This is a genomic window from Stenotrophomonas sp. Steno-Z4 (genome assembly GCF_056393145.1).
This window is the reverse complement of the sequence record NZ_JBWJPC010000001.1, coordinates 1,259,740-1,278,280: the sequence shown is the minus strand read 5'-3', so window position 1 is coordinate 1,278,280 and position 18,541 is coordinate 1,259,740. Positions and strand designations below refer to the sequence as shown.

Annotated in this window: 12 protein-coding genes; 6 read left to right on the top strand and 6 right to left on the bottom strand. The window is 62.7% G+C overall.

The features are described from left to right. Positions 1 to 30: 30 nt before the first annotated feature. Genes AC06E7_RS05640 through AC06E7_RS05630 form a run of 3 tightly spaced genes read right to left on the bottom strand, consistent with a single transcriptional unit; the run spans position 31 to position 3,489 of the window. Positions 31 to 1,359 (bottom strand): D-tagatose-bisphosphate aldolase, class II, non-catalytic subunit, encoded by a 1,329-nt coding sequence (locus AC06E7_RS05640; RefSeq protein ID WP_478063426.1) that lies wholly within the window; start codon positions 1,357 to 1,359, stop codon positions 31 to 33. Between the two features lie 38 nt (positions 1,360 to 1,397). Continuing rightward, positions 1,398 to 2,339 carry an ROK family protein gene (locus AC06E7_RS05635; protein WP_478063425.1) on the bottom strand — a complete coding sequence of 314 codons (942 nt, stop codon included), beginning with the start codon at positions 2,337 to 2,339 and terminating at the stop codon, positions 1,398 to 1,400. After that, positions 2,332 to 3,489 carry an SIS domain-containing protein gene (locus AC06E7_RS05630; protein WP_478063423.1) on the bottom strand — a complete coding sequence of 386 codons (1,158 nt, stop codon included), beginning with the start codon at positions 3,487 to 3,489 and terminating at the stop codon, positions 2,332 to 2,334. Before AC06E7_RS05630 ends, AC06E7_RS05635 begins: the two co-directional genes overlap by 8 nt. Positions 3,490 to 3,812: 323 nt before the next feature. On the opposite strand from AC06E7_RS05630, the gene AC06E7_RS05625 reads away from it, so the two are divergent. The 3 genes from AC06E7_RS05625 to AC06E7_RS05615 all read left to right on the top strand — a co-directional run bounded on the left by AC06E7_RS05625 (position 3,813) and on the right by AC06E7_RS05615 (position 11,699). Continuing rightward, positions 3,813 to 7,166 (top strand): TIM-barrel domain-containing protein, encoded by a 3,354-nt coding sequence (locus AC06E7_RS05625; protein ID WP_478063421.1) that lies wholly within the window; start codon positions 3,813 to 3,815, stop codon positions 7,164 to 7,166. Positions 7,167 to 7,299: 133 nt separating this feature from the next. After that, on the top strand, positions 7,300 to 10,290 hold the full coding sequence (locus tag AC06E7_RS05620; RefSeq protein ID WP_478063419.1) for a TonB-dependent receptor domain-containing protein: 2,991 nt from the start codon (positions 7,300 to 7,302) through the stop codon (positions 10,288 to 10,290). Between the two features lie 53 nt (positions 10,291 to 10,343). Then, positions 10,344 to 11,699 carry a Gfo/Idh/MocA family protein gene (locus AC06E7_RS05615; protein WP_478063417.1) on the top strand — a complete coding sequence of 452 codons (1,356 nt, stop codon included), beginning with the start codon at positions 10,344 to 10,346 and terminating at the stop codon, positions 11,697 to 11,699. A gap of 103 nt (positions 11,700 to 11,802) precedes the next feature. On the opposite strand, the gene AC06E7_RS05610 is transcribed toward AC06E7_RS05615, so the two are convergent. After that, positions 11,803 to 12,531 (bottom strand): DUF433 domain-containing protein, encoded by a 729-nt coding sequence (locus AC06E7_RS05610; protein ID WP_478063416.1) that lies wholly within the window; start codon positions 12,529 to 12,531, stop codon positions 11,803 to 11,805. A 1,274-nt stretch (positions 12,532 to 13,805) separates the two neighbouring features. Between AC06E7_RS05610 and AC06E7_RS05605 the strand changes: the two genes are divergently transcribed. The 3 genes from AC06E7_RS05605 to AC06E7_RS05595 all read left to right on the top strand — a co-directional run bounded on the left by AC06E7_RS05605 (position 13,806) and on the right by AC06E7_RS05595 (position 17,547). Next, a complete protein-coding gene (locus AC06E7_RS05605; protein WP_478063414.1) occupies positions 13,806 to 14,672 on the top strand; it encodes a hypothetical protein in 867 nt (288 codons plus the stop codon). 75 nt (positions 14,673 to 14,747) lie between these two features. Beyond that, positions 14,748 to 15,503 carry a hypothetical protein gene (locus AC06E7_RS05600; protein ID WP_478063412.1) on the top strand — a complete coding sequence of 252 codons (756 nt, stop codon included), beginning with the start codon at positions 14,748 to 14,750 and terminating at the stop codon, positions 15,501 to 15,503. 568 nt (positions 15,504 to 16,071) lie between these two features. Continuing rightward, positions 16,072 to 17,547, top strand: coding sequence for an ATP-binding protein (locus AC06E7_RS05595; protein ID WP_478063411.1), 1,476 nt, complete (start codon positions 16,072 to 16,074; stop codon positions 17,545 to 17,547). A 239-nt stretch (positions 17,548 to 17,786) separates the two neighbouring features. Here the strand turns inward: AC06E7_RS05595 and AC06E7_RS05590 are convergent, their stop codons facing one another. Together AC06E7_RS05590 and AC06E7_RS05585 are read right to left on the bottom strand one after the other, a co-directional pair. Continuing rightward, the gene (locus AC06E7_RS05590) at positions 17,787 to 18,131 is read right to left on the bottom strand and encodes a hypothetical protein (RefSeq protein WP_478063409.1); all 345 of its coding nucleotides are present in this window, start codon (positions 18,129 to 18,131) and stop codon (positions 17,787 to 17,789) included. Further along, the gene (locus AC06E7_RS05585; protein WP_478063407.1) at positions 18,128 to 18,535 is read right to left on the bottom strand and encodes a hypothetical protein; all 408 of its coding nucleotides are present in this window, start codon (positions 18,533 to 18,535) and stop codon (positions 18,128 to 18,130) included. Before AC06E7_RS05585 ends, AC06E7_RS05590 begins: the two co-directional genes overlap by 4 nt. Between the last annotated feature and the right edge of the window lie 6 nt (positions 18,536 to 18,541).

Here is an 18,541-nt window from a genome sequence, read left to right as displayed (position 1 = left end):
GGCGATTCCGTTCGGAAGGAAAGCCGAAGCTTACCGTTCCGAAAGCTCCGTGGCAGGAAAAGCTTCGTTATCCGCGCCGAATGCATTGCGAGCGCAAGCCCGGGCGTATTCCGCCAGGCGCAGCCCCACCTTGTGCCGGATCAGCGCCAGGGGTTCGGCCGCCAGCTCACCGGCCTGCACCGCGCGCAGCTGCTCGGGCAGGTACTGGCTGAGCAGCATGAGCGGGGTTGCCTGGCGGGTGAGGTTGTCGACCAGGGTGGCCAGTGCGGCCTGCACGGCCGGTTCGCCCCAGTAGTAGCGGCTGCGGTCGCTCAGGGAATAGGCGCGCAGCAGGCGCTGTTCGTGCGCATCGCCCTGGTAGTAGCTGGCCCAGCTGGCCGGCTTGTCGAGCATGCAGCGGTCCAGGACCTCGATGATCCGTGACGCTTCCGCACCGGGAAGGAGCTCGCGTTCGATCATCGCCAGCGCGAACACCGCCTCGCGGAACGCGTAGGTCGCCGCCGGGCCCACCTTGAGGATGGCGAAGTGGTCGCGCACCAGCGCATGCAGGCCGGCTTCGGTCTGGTAATCGGTGGAATGGGCTTCGAACACGATGCGCGGCTGGGTTTCCACGAACGCCGAGAGCTCGCGGGCGGCGGCCGGGTCGTAGTGGTGCACGCTGCTGTGGTCGAAATCCACGCCGGGCTGCACCACCATGGCGATCACGCGCTCCCAGGCCGGCAACAGGTCCGGTGCGGAAAATGCCTCGCGGTGAATCGCCAGCGTGACGGCGGCAGCGGTGGGCGTGGTCACGGCCAAGCCACCTTCCAGGGAGGCTTCGCCACCGGGAACAGGCACTTCGGTACCGATCACGTAGACCGGTGGCGGCAGCCCGTTCTCCGCGGCCGTGCGTTCGGCAATGCGCGCCAGTTCGGCCGAGCGCGCGGCCACGACCGCATCCGGCAGCGGGGTCGGGTCATCGGCGCAGGACATGCTGCAGTCCAGGTGGATCTTGTGGAAGCCGGCGGCCACGTAGGCGGCAACCAGCGTGCGCGCGTTGGCCATCGCGACGTCGGCCGGCCCCTTCTGCCAGGCGTTCGGGCCGAGATGGTCGCCGCCCAGGATCAGCCGCTCCGCCGGGAAGCCCTGGCTTCGCGCGAGCTGCAGCACGTAATCGCGGTACTGCGGCGGGGTCATGCCGGTGTAGCCGCCGAACTGGTCCACCTGGTTGGAGGTGGCTTCGATCAGCAGCACCGTGTCGTGTTCGCGCGCGACCTGCATGGCGGCCAGCAGCACCTGCTCGTTGCTGCAGCACACGCTGTACAGGCCAACGGGCTGGCCCTGGCGATGGGCGGCGATCAACGATTGGACGGCAGACATGGCAACACTCCAGGTGCAGCGGAACGGAAAGAAGGGATTCAGTGCGCGGGATGGTGCTGGCGCGCCAGCAGCGCCGCGCCGCGTGCACCGCCGGCATCGCCGAAGGCTGGCGGCAGGATCGGCGGCACCCGCACCCCGTTGAACAGGTAGGGCGCAATGGCGGCAGGCAGGTCGCGGTACAGCTGCTCCAGTTTCGACAGCCCGCCCCCCAGCACGATCACGTGCGGGTCCAGCGCCAGGATCAGGCTGGCGAAGCTGTAGCCGAGAAGGTCGCGGTGGATGGCCAGCGCCTGCAGCGCGATCGGATCGCCGGCCTGCGCCTGCTCCACCACGGCGGTGGCGTCGCAGGCCAGGCCGCCATGGCGTTCGTGGATCATCGCCAGGCCGCTGCCGGAGACATAGCGCTCCAGGCAGCCGCGCAGGCCACAGCCGCAGTCCAGCAGCGGCAGGTCATGGCGCAGCTGCAGCGTGGCCGGCAGGCTCCAATGGCCCCACTCACCGGCAATGCCGTTGTTGCCCGCGACGAGCTTTCCGTCCAGGCAGTAGCCACCGCCCGCGCCGGTGCCCAGGATCACCCCGAACATGCTGGGGTAGCCGGCGGCGGCGCCGTCGTGCGCTTCGGACAGGGCGAAACACTGCAGGTCGTTACCCAGTGCCAGTGGGCGCTGCAGCCGTGCTTCCAGGTCATGCCCCACCGTGTGGCCGCTCAGCGCGGGCACGTTGGCGCTCAACTGGCGGCCGCTGTCGCGATCGCGCACGCCGGGCAGGCCCAGGCCTACCGCGACCGCACGCGTGCCAACGGCTGCATCGGCGTCATCCACCAGCTGGCCGACCGCCGCCACGAACGCGGCGTAGTCATTCGTGGGCGTCGCCACGCGCTGGCGATAATGCACGTTCAGCGCAGCGTCGCAGGCCACCAGTTCAATCTTGGTGCCGCCGATATCGATGCCGTACCAGGTCTGCATGCGCTGCTCAGCCATGGTCGTGGATCGTCACGCCCTGCACCACGCGGTTGACCGTGCCATCCGGGAACGGGTTGTCGGGGGTCAGGCCGAGCGCGGCCGAACGCTGCAGCGCGAAGCACTGCGCCATCACCAGCCACAGCGGGGCCAGCCACGGATCGGGCAGGGCAGGTACCTCAAGCAGGAAATCGCCATCGGCACTGTCGCTGCCGGCCGGGCCGACCGAGATCACGCGGGCGGCGATGCCATCGCGGCGCAGCTCTTCCAGCAGGTCCTGCTCGTAGCGTCGCGCCAGCGGCTGCGCGCTGCGCAGCACCACCACCAGCGTGCTGCCATTGAGCGTGGATTTCGGCCCGTGGCGGAACCCGAGCGGGGTGTTGGCCAGCGCCAGCACCCGGCCGGCAGTGAGTTCCAGCACTTTCAGCGCCGCTTCGCGCGCGGTCGCTTCCAGCGGGCCACTGCCCAGGTAGATCACCCGCGAGATATCGGTACGCGCGAGCGCTGCGACCGGCGCGTCCCAGTTGCTTACGGCCTGTGTACCGCGCTCGGCCAGGCTGCGCAGGCGCGCGATGCGCTCGGCCCACGGCGCGCCATCGAACACGCTCAACGCGGCCAGCAGCATGCAGCTCAGGCTGCTGGTCATGGCAAAGGCGCGGTCGCAGCTGGCCGGCGGCATCAGCAGCGACAGCGTGTCGCTGCGGCCCTGGCCGCGCTGTGCCAACGCGCCATCGGCATTGCAGGTGATGTCCAGGAAGCGCGCGTCGTCCACCTGCGCCCGCACCAGATCCACCGCCGCCACGCTTTCCGGGCTGGAGCCGCTGCGCCCGAACGACACCAGCAGGGTCGGGCGGTCGCGCTGCAGGTACAGCGTCGGGTGGGTGAGCAGGCTGGTGGTGTGGATGGCGCGGACGTCTGCGGGCCACTGCGCATTGATCTGGTCGGCGACCATCTCGGCGATGAAGCCCGAACTGCCCGCGCCGGTGAAGATCACCCGCTGGCCCGGCTGGCGCAGCGTGTCACGCAGGAACGCGTCGATGCGCTCGCGGGCGAGCTCCAGCACGTCGGCCAACGCTGACCAGAGGGCCGGTTGCTGCGCGATCTCTTCTGCGGTGTGCGCGCCACCCAGGCGCTGCCAGGCGGGCATATCGGGGAGCAGAGTGACGTCCATTCGCTATTCCTGTTGGGCGACCGCACGATCAGCGTTTTCTTTCGAAATGTCAAATATCGAAAGATTAAAATAAGATATCCGGATCACAGTCTTCACTATTGATGTCGGTTCTTGCGCAATTGATCGTGGCTATCTGCGCGGACTGCAACGAAAAATTTGGCGCATTCAGCTGGCAGAAGGAAAGTGGTGCTTTGCATCATCTTTCGTTTTGATAGAATTCCTAATCTTTTTTCTTTTCAATTTCTTGACATCTTTCGATAGCCTGCCCCATAGTCGGCCGCACTGGTTTCGGACACCCGCCGAACGCGGGCTTTGGGGGCGAAGTGGTTACCCGTTGTCGACGCACCGTACTGGCCATCTCTCTTCTGTCGCTGCTGGCCGCCACGCCGGCGCTGGCAGCGCCGTTGGGCAACCTGAGCGCACTACGTGCCGAGCCGGCCGCGTCGGCCACTGCCTGGACGCTGACCACCGATAACGGCATGACCGTGCGCGTGGACCTGCTGCGTCCCGACCTGCTGCGCGTGCAGGGGAGCCGCACCGGCAAACTGCTGCCGGCCGGCGACAAGGCCGCCCCCATCGTGCTGCCGCAGGCCACATCAGCCGTGCCATTCCAACTGGAGGAAGACGGCAACGAGGTGCGCATCCGCACCGACGCGCTGGTGCTGCACATCCAGCGCCAGCCGCTGCGCCTGGCACTGGACCGGCGCGAGGCCGGCAAGGACGTGCCGCTGTGGCGCGAACTGCAGCCGCTGGACCTGGATACCGCACAGAGCGTGCAGGTCCTGAGCAGCCAGGCCGACGAACAGTTCGTCGGCGGTGGCCAGCAGAACGGCCGCTTCGCTTTCAAGGGGCGTGAGCTGGAGGTTTCCTACTCCGGCGGCTGGGAAGAGGGCGATCGCCCCAACCCGGCGCCGATGCTGCTCAGCTCGCGCGGCTGGGGCATGTTGCGCAACACCTGGAGCGATGGCAGCTACGACCTGCGCCAGGCCGACCAGGCCACGCTGCTGCACCGCGAAGACCGCTTCGATGCCTACTACTTCGTCGGCGCCGGCCTGCCCGCGCTGCTGGACCGCTACACCGCACTGACCGGGCGCGCCGCCTTGCTGCCGCGCTGGGCGTTCTCGTACGGCGATGCCGACTGCTACAACGATGGCGACAACATCAAGAAGCCCGGCAGCGTGCCCGAAGGCTGGAGCGATGGCCCCACCGGCACCACCCCGGACGTGGTCGACAGCGTGGCAAAACAGTACCGCGCGCACGACATGCCCGGCGGCTGGATCCTGCCCAACGACGGCTACGGCTGCGGCTACAAGGCCTTGCCGGAAACGGTGAAGGGCCTGGCTGGCTACGGCTTCAAGACCGGGCTGTGGACCGAGAACGGCGTGGACAAGATCGCCTGGGAAGTGGGCACCGCCGGCAGCCGCGTGCAGAAGCTGGACGTGGCCTGGACCGGCAAGGGCTACCAGTTCGCGATGGATGCCAACCAGTCCGCGTTCAACGGCATCCTGCACAACTCCGATTCGCGCCCGTTCCTGTGGACGGTGATGGGCTGGGCCGGCATCCAGCGCTATGCGGTCGCCTGGACCGGCGACCAGAGCAGCAGTTGGGATTACATCCGCTGGCACATTCCCACCCTGGTCGGATCGGGCCTTTCGGGCATGGCCTACGCCAGTGGCGATGTGGATGCGATCTTCGGCGGCAGCGCCGAAACCTTCACCCGCGACCTGCAGTGGAAGAGCTTCACCCCGGTGCTGATGGGCATGTCCGGCTGGTCGGGCAGTGCGCGCAAGCACCCGTGGTGGTTCGACGAGCCCTACCGCAGCGTCAACCGCGATTACCTCAAGCTGAAAATGCGCATGACCCCGTACATGTACGGGCTGGCACACGACGCGGCGACGACCGGCGCGCCGATCCTGCGCGCGCTGATGTGGGACTACCCGCAGGACCCCAACGCCTGGAACGAAACCTGGAAGTACCAGTTCCTGCTCGGCCGCGACCTGCTCGTGGCGCCGGTGTACCGCAGCCAGGCCGCCAGCCGTGGCTGGCGCCGCGACATCCACCTGCCGCGGGGCCGCTGGATCGATTACTGGGATGGCCGCGCGCTGCAGGCCGGTGCGGAAGGCCGTCAGCTGGACCGCCCGGTCGATCTGGCAACAATCCCCGTGTTCGTGCGGGCCGGTGCCATCGTGCCGATGTATCCGGAGATGCTGTACGACGGCCAGAAGCCGCTGGATGAGGTCACCTTCGACCTCTACCCGCAGGGCAGCTCGCAGTACACCCTATACGAAGACGACGGCAACACGCGCCGCTACGAGAAGGGCGAATCCAGCCAGCAGCAGGTCACCATGCAGGCCCCGGCGCAGGGCAGTGGCCGGGTGCAGGTGAACATTGATGGCGTGCGCGGCCAGTACCAGGGGCAGTTGGCACAGCGCCGCTACGCGCTGCGCATACTCAGCCGGCAGAGGCCGGCAGCGGTCAGTCTTGACGGCCGCGTGCTGCCGATGCTCACAGATGCCGCCGCGTGGCAGGCCGCGCCGGAAGGCTGGTACTTCGATGCAGGCGAACGCCGTGGCACCGTGCATGTGCGTACCGTACCCACCGATATCCGCCGGCCGCTCGCCTTCCAGCTCGATATCGCGCAGGCACCGGCAGCTGCCGATGATGTGTTCCCCGCCGCACCGGTGTTGGGCCGCGCATTGCCGGCCGACAGCCTGCTGGTGGTGAACCGCCCGGCCGAAGAGCGCGGCTACGAACTGGAAAAGGCATTCGACGACGACCCGGCCACCTGGTTCCGCACCGTGCGCAACCAGGCCGTGCGCACCGGCGCCCACGAATGGGTGATCGGCTTTGGCGAGCGCCGCCTGATCGACGGCATCGCACTGGCACCACGCAATGACCAGCACTGGAAGAGCGGGCAGATCCGCGACTACGAGATCTACCTGGCCGACACCAATGGCGAATGGGGCGAGCCGATCAAGCGCGGCCGCCTGGCGCTGAAGCAGGACCTGCAGCAGATCGACTTCCCCGCCCGTGCCGGCCGCCTGCTGCGCTTCCGCGTGCTCAGCGTGCAGAACCCGGACGGTGATGGGGCCGCTGGCAGCGACCCGATGGTCACTGCGGCGCAGGGCAACGTAGCGCGTGCGGTGGATGCACTGCAACCGCGTGATGTCGGTCCGATCACCCTGTCCACGTTCCAGATCCTGGAACACCAGGTTGCAGAGCGCCCGGCGCAGCAGCGCTACCTGTCCGAACTGACCCTGCCGGACGCGGCCAACGCACAGGTGCGCGCCGACCTCGCCTTCCAGGGCGGGCAACCCATGCGCATGAACGGCCTGCTGTTCCGCCGTGGCCTGGGCGTGGGCCCAGCCAGCCGCATCGACCTGCAGCTGCAGGGCCAGTGGCGCCTGCTGCGCGCGGACCTGGGCATCGACGATGCGTGCCGCAGCGCCGGCGGCATGCAGTTCCAGGTCTGGGGCGATGACCGCCTGCTCTACGACAGCGGCCTGGTGAAGGCACCGGGCGTGGTCAAGCCCGAACTGGACATCCGCGGCCTGCAGCGCCTGAGCCTGCGCACGCTGGGCGCACAAGGCACGCAGCCCGCACAGGTGTGTGGCAACTGGGCCAACGCCGCACTGATCGGACAGGAGGGCGATACCGCCACCATCGTGTCGCCGTAACCCAGGGACGTACCGAAAAACAGAATTCCCCACCGTTTCCCGACTACGGCCCGCCGGCCGTGGTGCGGGTGACTGTTGCCCGAAAAAACCCACCCAGGCAGCCCCACGCTGCGGAATGCACAAGGAGCCAAAGATGTTGAACGAACGCCATCGCCATCGCCGCATCCCCGCTACACCCTTGTCCGTCGCGCTGGGGCTTGCCCTGGCCGTAACCGGTCCGGCGTTCGCCCAGGACGACGACACGGCCGTTGATGCCAAGGCAAAAGCCAACGCCACCGAACTGGCGCGCGTGCAGGTCACCGGGTCCAACATCCGCCGCAGCGATGTGGAAACCTCCTCGCCGGTGCAGGTGATCAGCAAGCAGGACATCGAGAACATGGGCGCGCGCACGCTGCTGCAGGTGCTCGACAATCTGCCCGCCGCACGCCCGGGGCAGCAGGATTCGCGCTCGCTGTTCACCGGTTCCGACGGCGCTTCGCAGGCGAACCTGCGTGGCCTCGGCGCGCAGGGCACGCTGGTGCTGCTCAACGGTCGGCGGCTGTCGTACTACGGTGCGCCGGCCGGGTTCCAGACCCAGTTCGTCAACATCGACGCCATTCCGGCCGCTGCCATCGAACGCATGGAAGTGCTGACCGACGGCGCCTCGGCCGTGTACGGCACCGACGCGGTGGCCGGCGTGATCAACGTGATCACCAAACGCTCCTACCAGGGCGCGGAGATCAACATCACCGCCGACAAGTCCTCGCGCATCGACTCCTACGGCGAGCAGCAGGGCAGCATCACCGCCGGCTTCGGCGACCTGGACGAAGACCGATACAACGTCTACGCCTCGGTGAACCTGTATCGCCGCAACGCGATTCCGATCAGCGACTTCTACGACAAGCGGCCCAGCCAGTTCTACGTCAACAACCCCAGTTACATCAGCAACTTCCGCCTGGGCGTCGGCAGCCGACCGGGTGAGTTCAACCCGGGCACCTACTTCGCGTTTGATCCGGTGACCAACGCGCGCCGCCAGGAAGCGGCGCCCGGCTGCACCACTCCCATCACCCAGGCCGCCGGCACGAGCTGCGCGTGGGAACAATGGATGAACCGCGAAGTCGACGCGGGTGCAAAGACCGAGCGCGCCACGGCGTACATCAGCTCGCACTTCCTGATCGGCGACAGCACCGAAGCCTTCGCCGAGGTCACTTACACCGACATCGACCTGACTGCCAACGGTGGGACGCCCTCTGCCTACAACACCACGACCGGCAATCCGTCCAGCTGGTACTCGCGCAACACCGGCAACGTGGTCAACCAGTTCCGCACGCCGTATCTGGGACCGAACAACGTCTACAACCTGGCCAGCCCGGAATTGAAGGCGCTCATGGGTGGCGTGGTGGGCCTGAACTACCTGATGCAGGATGTAGGCGATGGCCACTTCGGCCAGCGCAACACCGACCAGAGCTACCGGGTGCTGGCCGGCCTGCGCGGTGCCTTGGGCGACGACTGGAACTGGGAAACCGCGTTCGCCACCGCCGGAAGCCATTCGGTCACCTACCAGACCGTCAACGTGAACCTGGAAGGCTTCGAGCGCGCGTTCGGCCCGTACACCATCGACCCGGGCACCGGGCGGGTGATCATCTCCGACAATCCGGCCTACCAGTTCGGCGTCATCAGTGACGCCAACGCCAAGCTGATCCGCGAGGCATACCCCACCTTCGACATCCAGTCGTGGACGCGCCTGCATACGTTGGACGGCAAGATCGAAGGCCCGCTCTTCAGCATGCCGGCCGGCGACGTGCGCGCCGCGTTCGGCTTCAATGCCACCCGCGAAACGTTCTACACCCCGGGCAACGAAGACGCCGCCAACGGCCTGATCACCCAGCAGGGTGGCTCGTGGTTCGACGGCAAGCGCAACACCTACGCGCTGTTTGCCGAGGCCGTGGCCCCGCTCACCGACAAGCTGGAACTGGATGCCGCGCTGCGCGTGGACAAGTACCCGAACTTCAGCGCCAACCTGGCCCCGAAGATCGGCCTGAAGTACCAGGTGCTGCCGCAGCTGTTGCTGCGCGGCACCTATTCCGAAGGCTTCCGAGCGCCCAGCCTGGCCGAAGCGGGCACCGGCGGCGTGTTCGCCCAGCTCGGTGGCTTCGAGGACGACATCCGCTGCGATGAGACCAATGCCATCGCCAACCTTCTGCGCCAGTCCAACCGGCCGGGCGACGTGGACCTGGGCAACTCGCTGCTCAACGCCGACTGCAGCCGTACCGTGGCGCGCATGACCCAGCCCAACCAGGACCTGAAGCCGGAGAAGGCCAAGATATCCACGCTGGGTTTCGTCTATGAGCCGGCGAGCTGGATGTCGATCTCGGCCGACTACTGGTTCATCTACCGCCGCAACGAGATCGCCGCGCCGGACTACAGCAAGGAACAGGACATCCTGTCGATGACCCGCAACCCGATCAGCGACTCCGATCGGGCGGCCGAGGCTGCGCTTGCGCAGATGTGCGCCGACCCGGCAAGCGGCGTGAGCTGCCCGGGCGCGTTGCCCGGCTACAGCGTGGGCAACGTGGCCGCCGTGGTGGGCCAGTACAAGAACCAGGGCCGCACCCTGGTGGACGGTTTTGACATCGACGCGCGCGGTCGCTTCATGCTCGGTGAATGGGGCGCGCTGAACATCGGCGTGGCCGCCACCATCGCGCGCCGCAAGGAGGCCTATATCGACGATACGGATCGCTGGTACTACGGCAACACCATCGGCTACTACGGCAACCCGCGCATGCGTGCCACGTTCAACGCCGACTGGTCCTACAAGCAGGTCACCACCAGCTTCTTCGTCAACTATGTGGGCGGCACCAAGTGGGCGTGGGACCGCGTCGATGCCGAAGACAACAACCCGGACACCTGCACCGCCGGCTCGCTGCCGGTGAACCCGGCCCAGTGCGATGGCGTGCCGTCGTGGTGGACCGCCAACCTGAGCGTGGGCTGGCGCCCGGATGACCACTGGAGCCTGGGCTTCACGGTCAAGAACCTGTTCAACCGCCTGCCGTTCTACGACCCGAACAGTTTCCTGGGTGACTCCAGTGACTATGCCAGCATCTTCGGCCGCAGCTACAGTCTGCAGGTCGGCTACAAGTTCTGATTGTTCCAGCGCGCCGGTCCCGGCCGGCGCGCTTCCAAAGGGAGTAACGTTTCATGAAGCGTAGGGAATTCATTGCCGCCGGTGCGGCCCTGGCCGCCACCAGCCTGCTGCCGGAAACGCCGGCCTGGGCACGTGGGCGCACGCTGCGCCTGGGCCTGATCGGCACCGGCATGCGCGGCCAGGTGCTGCTGAAGGAGCTGGTCCGCCGCGACGACGTTGACGTGGTGGCGCTGTGCGACATTGAACCCATCATGCTCAAGCGCGGCATGGACATGGTGGCCAAGGCCGGCAGGAAGGCGCCTACCGCCTACGGCCAGGACGGCGACCGCAACGCGTGGAAGCGCCTGCTCGAACAGCGCGGCCTGGATGGCGTGATCATCGCCACGCCGTGGGAGTACCACGCGCCGATGGCGATTGCCGCCATGCAGGCCAAAATCGCGGTGGGTTGTGAAGTGGTCGCCGGCATCACCCTGCAGGACCACTGGGACGTACTCAAGACCCAGCTTTCCACGGGCACCCCGTACATGCTGCTGGAGAACGTCTGCTACCGCCGCGACGTGATGGCGACCCTGCAGATGGTGCGCAACGGCCTGTTCGGTGAACTGGTGCACCTGCAGGCCGGCTACCAGCACGACCTGCGCGGGGTGAAGTTCAACTCCGGCGATCCCGCCCAGCCGTATGACAGCGGCGTGGAATTCGGCCCGCATGCGTGGTCCGAAGCGCGCTGGCGCACCCAGCATTCGGTGGACCGCAACGGCGAGCTGTACCCCAGCCACGGCATCGGCCCGTGCGCCATGTATACCGGCATCAACCGCGGCAACCGTTTCACCCATATCAACGCGTTCGCCAGCAAGGCGCGCGGCCTGCATGAGTACACCGTGGCCAAGAGTGGCGGCACCACCCACCCCAGCACCAAGGTGAACTTCAAACTGGGTGACATCGTCACCACCACGCTGGCCTGCGAAAACGGTGAAACCATCCTGCTGCAGCACGACACCTCGCTGCCGCGCCCGTACTCGATGGGCTTCCGCGTGCAGGGCACCAAGGGGTTGTGGATGGACGTGAACCAGTCCATCCACATCGAAGGCCGCAGCCCGCCGCACAAGTGGGAACCGTTCAAGGCCTACCAGGACCAGTACGAACACCCGCTGTGGAAGCAGCACGCCGACACCGCCGCCAGCGCGGGCCACGGCGGCATGGACTGGTTCGTGATCCACGCCTTCGTCGAAGCCCTGAAGGCCAAGGCCCCGATGCCGATCGACATCTACGACGCCATCACCTGGAGCGCGATCACCCCGCTGTCGGAGCAGTCCATCGCCAACAGTTTCCAGACCCTGGAGTTCCCGGACTTCACCGCCGGCCTGTGGAAGCAGCGCAAGCCGATCTTCGCGTTCGACGGCACGTATTGACCCCAACGCGTGGAGCCGGGCTCTGCCCGGCTGCACGTTACCTGACACCTCGCAGCAACGCAGCCACGCACGGCGTGGCTCTACAGCGTCGATCGGACCGGGGTCAGGCGGCCAAGTGTTGCGCGCAGGAAGCCATCTGCCGCTCGTAAGACACTGCCATATGCACGGCGGCCTCCGGAATCTCGTAGATCCGGGCGACATGCCGGGCGTTGCTGCCCCTTGGCCTGAGTGAATCCACGATCGCAGCGGTGGGCACCCCGAAGCGGGTCAGAATGGGTTGTCCGAACCTGCGGTCAGGATCCAGCACGACCTCGCGCGAGCCGTGCACCGGGAACCATCGCGCCGCCATGTCATCCATCCCGAGCTCGACACCTGAGCGGAGCGAGGGGGCAATGACGCGCTTCATTACGTCCTGGCGCCTGGCGACATCCACCAGCGAACTGCCCCCGCTCTCGCCCAGCAGTTCCATGAAGATGCGGCGACCATCGGTCTTGAAGCGGGTACTGGCAAAGGGGTACTGCACGCCCAGACGTTCACGCAGTTCTTCAATCGTGTGGCGGATCACTTTCAACGGAACGCCGGTGGCGGCAAACGTCTGGATGAAGCGCGCTTCGATCAGGTCGCGGAATCCGAGGCCATCGATACCTATCTCTGCCAGCTGGGACATCCACAGGGGTGCATGGGCGGGTTGGCCGTCATGGCGTGGGCCGTAGCCCTTCAGCCATCGTCGCAGCTGCGCGGGCTTGCCCCCGATGAAGCGGGCGGCGTCTGCATACGAGTACAGGCCGATGCCAAAGCCAAGGGATTCCAGTGATTGCGCGGCGATACCCACGGTAAAGATCCTTCCTGAAACAACCGACGTCCAGCCGATCCTACGCCGGGACATCGGGTAGCAAGTGCGACGCCCGGCTACCTTCGCATATGAAGACAGCGCCTATGACCGAAAACGGGTGCGCCGTCATGGAATGCGGGGGAAGATGGTGCCTCGGAGGGAGTCACATAATCCTTCAAGACCGTTGCTATTAAAGGGCTTGGGGATCAATGGCTAGCCGGCTTACCGCCATAGTTACCGCCACAGCTCAGGCGTTACGTAGGTTGGTCAGCATCAGCGCGCCTTCGGTGACGCGGAGAACTGCTCGACCAAGACGGCGAGGAAGCGGCACAGGACGCCGCGCCCCCATACGAGGGTTGCGCCTACTGTCGCCAGCAGCAGAAGCGCGATGAGTGCGTAGATCAGGTATTCCAGAAGGCAATCTACCAGCGTGTGACGACACACGGGGCATGCGCCAGTGTCTGCGGCAGGCGACGGGCTTGGCGAGCCTCTACGGGCGATAGAGCGTGATGAGATGGCATCAAGAGCGTCGCGCGGTACCGCAGCCGATCGGCAAGGACCTGCACCCCGCGCGCGCACTCGTCTCCCCGCCACGCCTGCGGGCTTTGTAGGTCGCTTATTCTGCAGCACCTGCACCCGGCAACGTGCAGTCTTGGCGACGCTTAAGGAAGGATCAGGACTCGGGCTGTCTACCTGCGGAACCCTGCAACAAAAGCGGCACCACTATGAGTTGAAATCGGGCTGCAGGCCGGCGGCAGGGCTACAACTCAGGAAGCGAGAAGAGGAGCAGTCCGAGAAAGTCCAATAAGGAACCTCTTACCGATAGCGAGCTTCAGGAACGCTATGTAACGGCTATCGGCAGCTGCATTAGGCTAACAGTCATTCCAGCGCTCACATTCGTCACTCGCGACCACATCGACTGCCCTCCAAGGATTTGGTCACATCTTCACCTTCTCAGGAGCTGACTTCTTTTCCTAACATGCCGCGAGCGCTGGTAACAGCGGTAAAGGTCACGGAATTACTCTTTTAATCAACGACTTAAGTTAAATCAATCAGTCACTTAGGGTTGGTCACAGGCGGTAACGACGGTAACGCCAGTGTTCCCGCCGGGACTGCATCAGCGAGACACGCGGCCGTGCCTTCCTGGGCCAACCAAAAAACTGGTTGCATCTAAGTGCGGGCACACCTTAAGGTAAAAGGTGTTTTGTAAATGAGTTGGACAATGGGGCCAAAGGTCCATTTTTAGGTGGCTAGCTCTTAGGGGAGAGTTTGGAGTGACCGAGGAACAACCAAAGCCTGTGTGCGGCGTTGTTATGCCCATTTCGGCAATCGATGGCTGCGCTGAATCGCATTGGACTGATGTGCTAGACATCATTACAGAGGCTGTAGAGGAATCAGGATTTATCGCCAACCTCGTCAGCAATGCAGATGATGTTGGGATCATTCATAAGAGAATTATTCAGAACCTCTACGACAATCCTATCGTCGTATGTGACGTGAGTGGAAAGAATCCAAACGTAATGTTCGAGTTAGGAATGCGCCTTGCCTTTGATAAGCCAACAATCATCGTGAAGGATGACAAGACTAGCTATTCATTTGACACGTCAGCCATTGAACACATCGAATACCCCCGAGACCTTCGATTTTCCAAGATCATTGAGTTCAAGGAAAAGCTTGCCGCAAAGATCAAGGCCACACATGACCGCGCCGCGACTGACAAAAACTACACAACATTTCTGAAGCACTTTGGTGAGTTCACAGTTGCCAAGCTTCAAAAAAAGGAAGTATCCGGTCAAGAGTACATTTTGGAGGAGTTGAAGTCCTTGCGTGGCGCCATGCAGCGCATGGAATACCGGACCGCAAGCCAGAATCGCAGGGTCCACTCCGCGAGAGAGCGTGGCGAGCTTAACCTCTGTCTGGGTTCGCTAAGCAAGGTTGGTGTCGAGCAGGCATATGAAGTGGTCGCGAAGCATCCGGACGTCAGGGAAGTCGAACTCCACTGGCGTGACCCCGACCATGCGCATTTGCTGGTCACAACAATCGAGCCGGGAAAAGTGAGCAGGTCCGAGCTTGAGGATCTCATTTCAGCTAAGGTCAAAGCGCGTCCCAGGCTTCGGCATCGTCCGGCAGCCGAAGGCTAGAAATCCGTTAAGCCGAAGACTCTTCGCAGCCCAGTTTAATTCACCCCTCGGCTGTCTACAGACTTGGATGAGATCATGGAAAGAACTCAAGCGCTTCACTTGCTCAAAGGCGTCCTCTCAGAGGTCGCTGACAACCGGGGTGCGGCGAAGACTGATAATTTCTCCGGTCTGCGCGAGGTCGATGGAAAGGTTCGAGAAGTGCGAATGATTCTTGAGGGGATAGACAACCTTCCTAAGTCCCTACTTGATTCGATGTCCAATGACTTGGACTTCCAGGCAAACAGTCGTCGCGTTCGCTTGGAGGCCCTAGTCGGATACATCAAGAGCGCAATCAAATTTACAGACACGGGAGCGTTCGAAAAGCCAAAGAAGGTCATTCATGCGCCGCCAGATCTCTCGCCCCTCACGTCCTCGATGCCCGGGCTCACGGAGGAGATTGACCGGCGCTGGCGAGAGGCCCAGAAATGCGTTCATGTCGAGGCATTTACCTCAGCCGTGATCCTCATGGGCAGTATTCTTGAGGGGCTCCTTCTCGCTAGAGCCCAACGTTCGGCAGCGGTTGCTTATCAGTCGGCTAGGGCCCCGAAAGACAAGAACGGCAGTGCGATTTCAATACCGCATTGGACGCTCAGTACGCTAATTGATGTGGCTACCGACGTAGGCTGGATAAAAACGGATCGGGGAAAATTTGGCCATGCATTGCGCGAGTCCCGCAATGTGGTCCATCCGTGGCAAGCTGTCGCGAGCCGTGCCGACTTCGATGCAGCCACTTGCAAGACCTCGTGGCACGTTCTAGATGCATCGGTGGCGGACCTCTTGGGATCACTCTAAGCACAGCTAACTTCTTCGAAAGTCTACGTCGTCTCGTCGCTCCCGTTACCGCACACGCTGATGAGGGCCTGGCAATGGTCAGAGGCTGGCATCTGCCCTGTGTCATGGCGAGCTCGGCTTTGCCCAGTCCGGTTTTTGGGAGGTAGAAGCATGGCCCAGTCATTGGACCCGCACATGCCTGAGGCTGCCGGGATGCATTTATCGACGCTGCCCGTGGGCCCAAACCATAAGGATCGTGTCTACCTCAAGCCCATACAGCTCGATGGTGTCGTGGCTCTGGGCGGAAGGCCTAGGGGATTCTTGTCGTCACTGTCCTAGGCATGCGTGGAGAAGCCCTGGACTGCGATCAGACAGGGCAAAGGCAGCTGTTGGTGTACGGGCAGCTGAGCTTGCACTTCCGCGTGCGAACGCCTCTGGCATGACCTGATCGTCTGCGACTGGCTGGAAGAGTATCCTGTCCATCACCGGTGTCTACGGGAGGGCGCGTAGCTGCCTCTAGTCTAAGGCAAGCGTCTTTCTTCGATGATTCTTCGTTGAATTTTGGAACACAAGGAAATGTGAGAAAGTAATGACCAGGGCGATCAACCTAATATCATTGGTGCAGGCGCAGGAATTCCTCATTTCTGCCGAATATGAGAAATACATCTCTCGTCATGGGATCGCCATGCGGGCCAATGAAGTCGCAGATTTGCGTTCTATGGTAGATGAATTGCACGCGAATCAGCCTGCCGGGCGCGCATTTGACAGATTTTATGTTGGATATCAAATTCCCCAGATCGGTAAAGAATTCGATTTATTAAAGTTTGGCGAAAATTACCACGTCAATCTAGAGTTAAAATCTGACTGCGACCACTCAAAGATGCAGCGGCAGCTTCTGCGCAACAAGTACTATCTTAGCTACCTTGGCCTGGACTGCTATTTTGTATCCTACTCTTCCTGTGCAAGAAAGTTCTTCGCCCTCGACGGTGACGGAAAGCTTATTGAGGTAACCGCTAAGGATGTGGGTGAAATGCTGTCGTCTCAGGTGGTTGACGATAGTCTGCTGATAGATGAAAGATTTAACCCTTCCAATTACCTAGTGTCTCCGTTTAACTCGCCCGACAAATTTCTGCTGGGTCAGTACTTTCTGACCGCCCAGCAGGAAGATGTTAAAAGCCAGATCTCCGCGCTGTTTGCTGGGCATGCGCCCAATGTTTTTATCGCACTAACGGGCGCCGCCGGCACAGGAAAGACACTGCTGGCCTATGACATTGTCAACAAAATGACAAGCGCTGCACGAACTCCGCTGATTATTCATTGCGGGAAGCTAAACAGCGGGCATGATGCGCTGATTGCTGCTGGCTGGCGGATAATTTCAGTCAAGGACATGGCTCGCGTGGATCTTGGTTCATTCGGGTGCATCTTGATCGACGAGGCTCAGAGGATTAGGTCGACGCAGTTTGAAAGCGTAGTTGCCGAAGTTGTGAGGATCAACGGCCGTTGCATTTTCTCGTATGATCGATCACAGACGTTGGCTGATCATGAAACGAGAAGCAACATCGGTGCTCTTATAGAAGCTATCCCAGGCGTTTCAAAGTTCGCGCTGTCGGAGAAAATTCGGACTAACAGGGAGATTGCCAGCTTCATCAAAGCTTTCGTCAGAAAAAGCAGGGGGATCAAAATTCATGATTCTGGTAACATTCAATTGATTTATTTCAGGACTACTGAGGATGCCACTCGGCACGTATCTTCATTGAGTAGTTCTGAATGGAAAGTCATAAAGTTCACCCCGTCACAGTACAGTCGTGAGCATCACGTCACCTATTCAGAGGGAGTGTTAACTACTTCGCATGATGTGATAGGGCAGGAGTTCGATGGGGTGGCCGTAATGGTGGATAGGTTCTTTGATTATAATGAGGAGGGTGTTCTTGTATACACGGGCGGGGCGTATTACCAGCCTGCAAAAATGCTTTTTCAGAACATGACGCGAGCAAGAAGCAGGCTTCAGGTTATTATTATTAATAATCCGCGAATGCTTGATGCTTGCATGGATATTTTCGTCTAGCCCCCTTTTAGCTCCTAGAACGGTGTGGGCCGTGGGGTGCCAAGTGACCTTTATACCGTCTTGGCTTCAGTCTGACGGGTGGCTCATGGAGTGGGCTGGTACATCAGGTTTCGACATAGACCAGATGCATCGCGAGTCCGGGGCAGACGGTGCAAACCCAAAAAGTGAATACGTAGATCGAGTAGCCATTACCCGCGCAATGTGCGGGCAATGCGGTGGTGCCACCTATCACTTCCCTATCAGGTAGCTTCCGAGCCGAGAGCCTCCTTCCTCAGAATTTCGCGCCGCGCTGGCCTACGGACGATGTCCATGTCCACGTCCTGCATGTCAAACTGCGGGAGCGCCAAGTAGGCGTCTACCTGATCGTCCACGGACACGTCATTCAAGCGCCTACAGATGTGCCGGTTGATGCGCCAGAAGAATTGCCCGGCCAGCTCGTCAACAGTGCTTTCCTGACGGGAGGGAATACCGGAGTTCTCCGCTCTGCAGATCACTCCGAAGGCCAGCGCCAAGCTGTCGGTTGCTTGCATCAGCGTCTCGTCGTAGAGCTGTTGTGCTGCTTCCTGAATTACTGCGCTTGTCATGCTAATGCACTTCGATGCCAGATCAACCTCTTCAAGCTCGACACGCGGCACGTCCTTGACAATCTCCTCTTGAAAGGAGCCGTACTCTCCGCCAGCGACAGCGCGGATCGCTCGGCCAGGCATAGCTTCTGGACCTCGCGTGTTAGCGTGCCATCTCCTTCGCGCAGCTTTTCCCGCCATTTGTCGCGCGCAGCACCCGCATCGGCCTGCGCTGCTTGACGTGCACGCTGTATGGTATCGATCTTGCCCACTGCGCTGCGCTTGACCCGCACGGCCTCGCCCAGCCTCTCGGCCAAGTCACTCAAGCGTGCACGCTGCTCAGTGTCCACCACGACTGGTTGGCGTGGCTCGATGCTCTGCTGCGTCTCGGCGTGCGACGTCGTAGCGGCTTGTTTCTCACTCATCTGGAT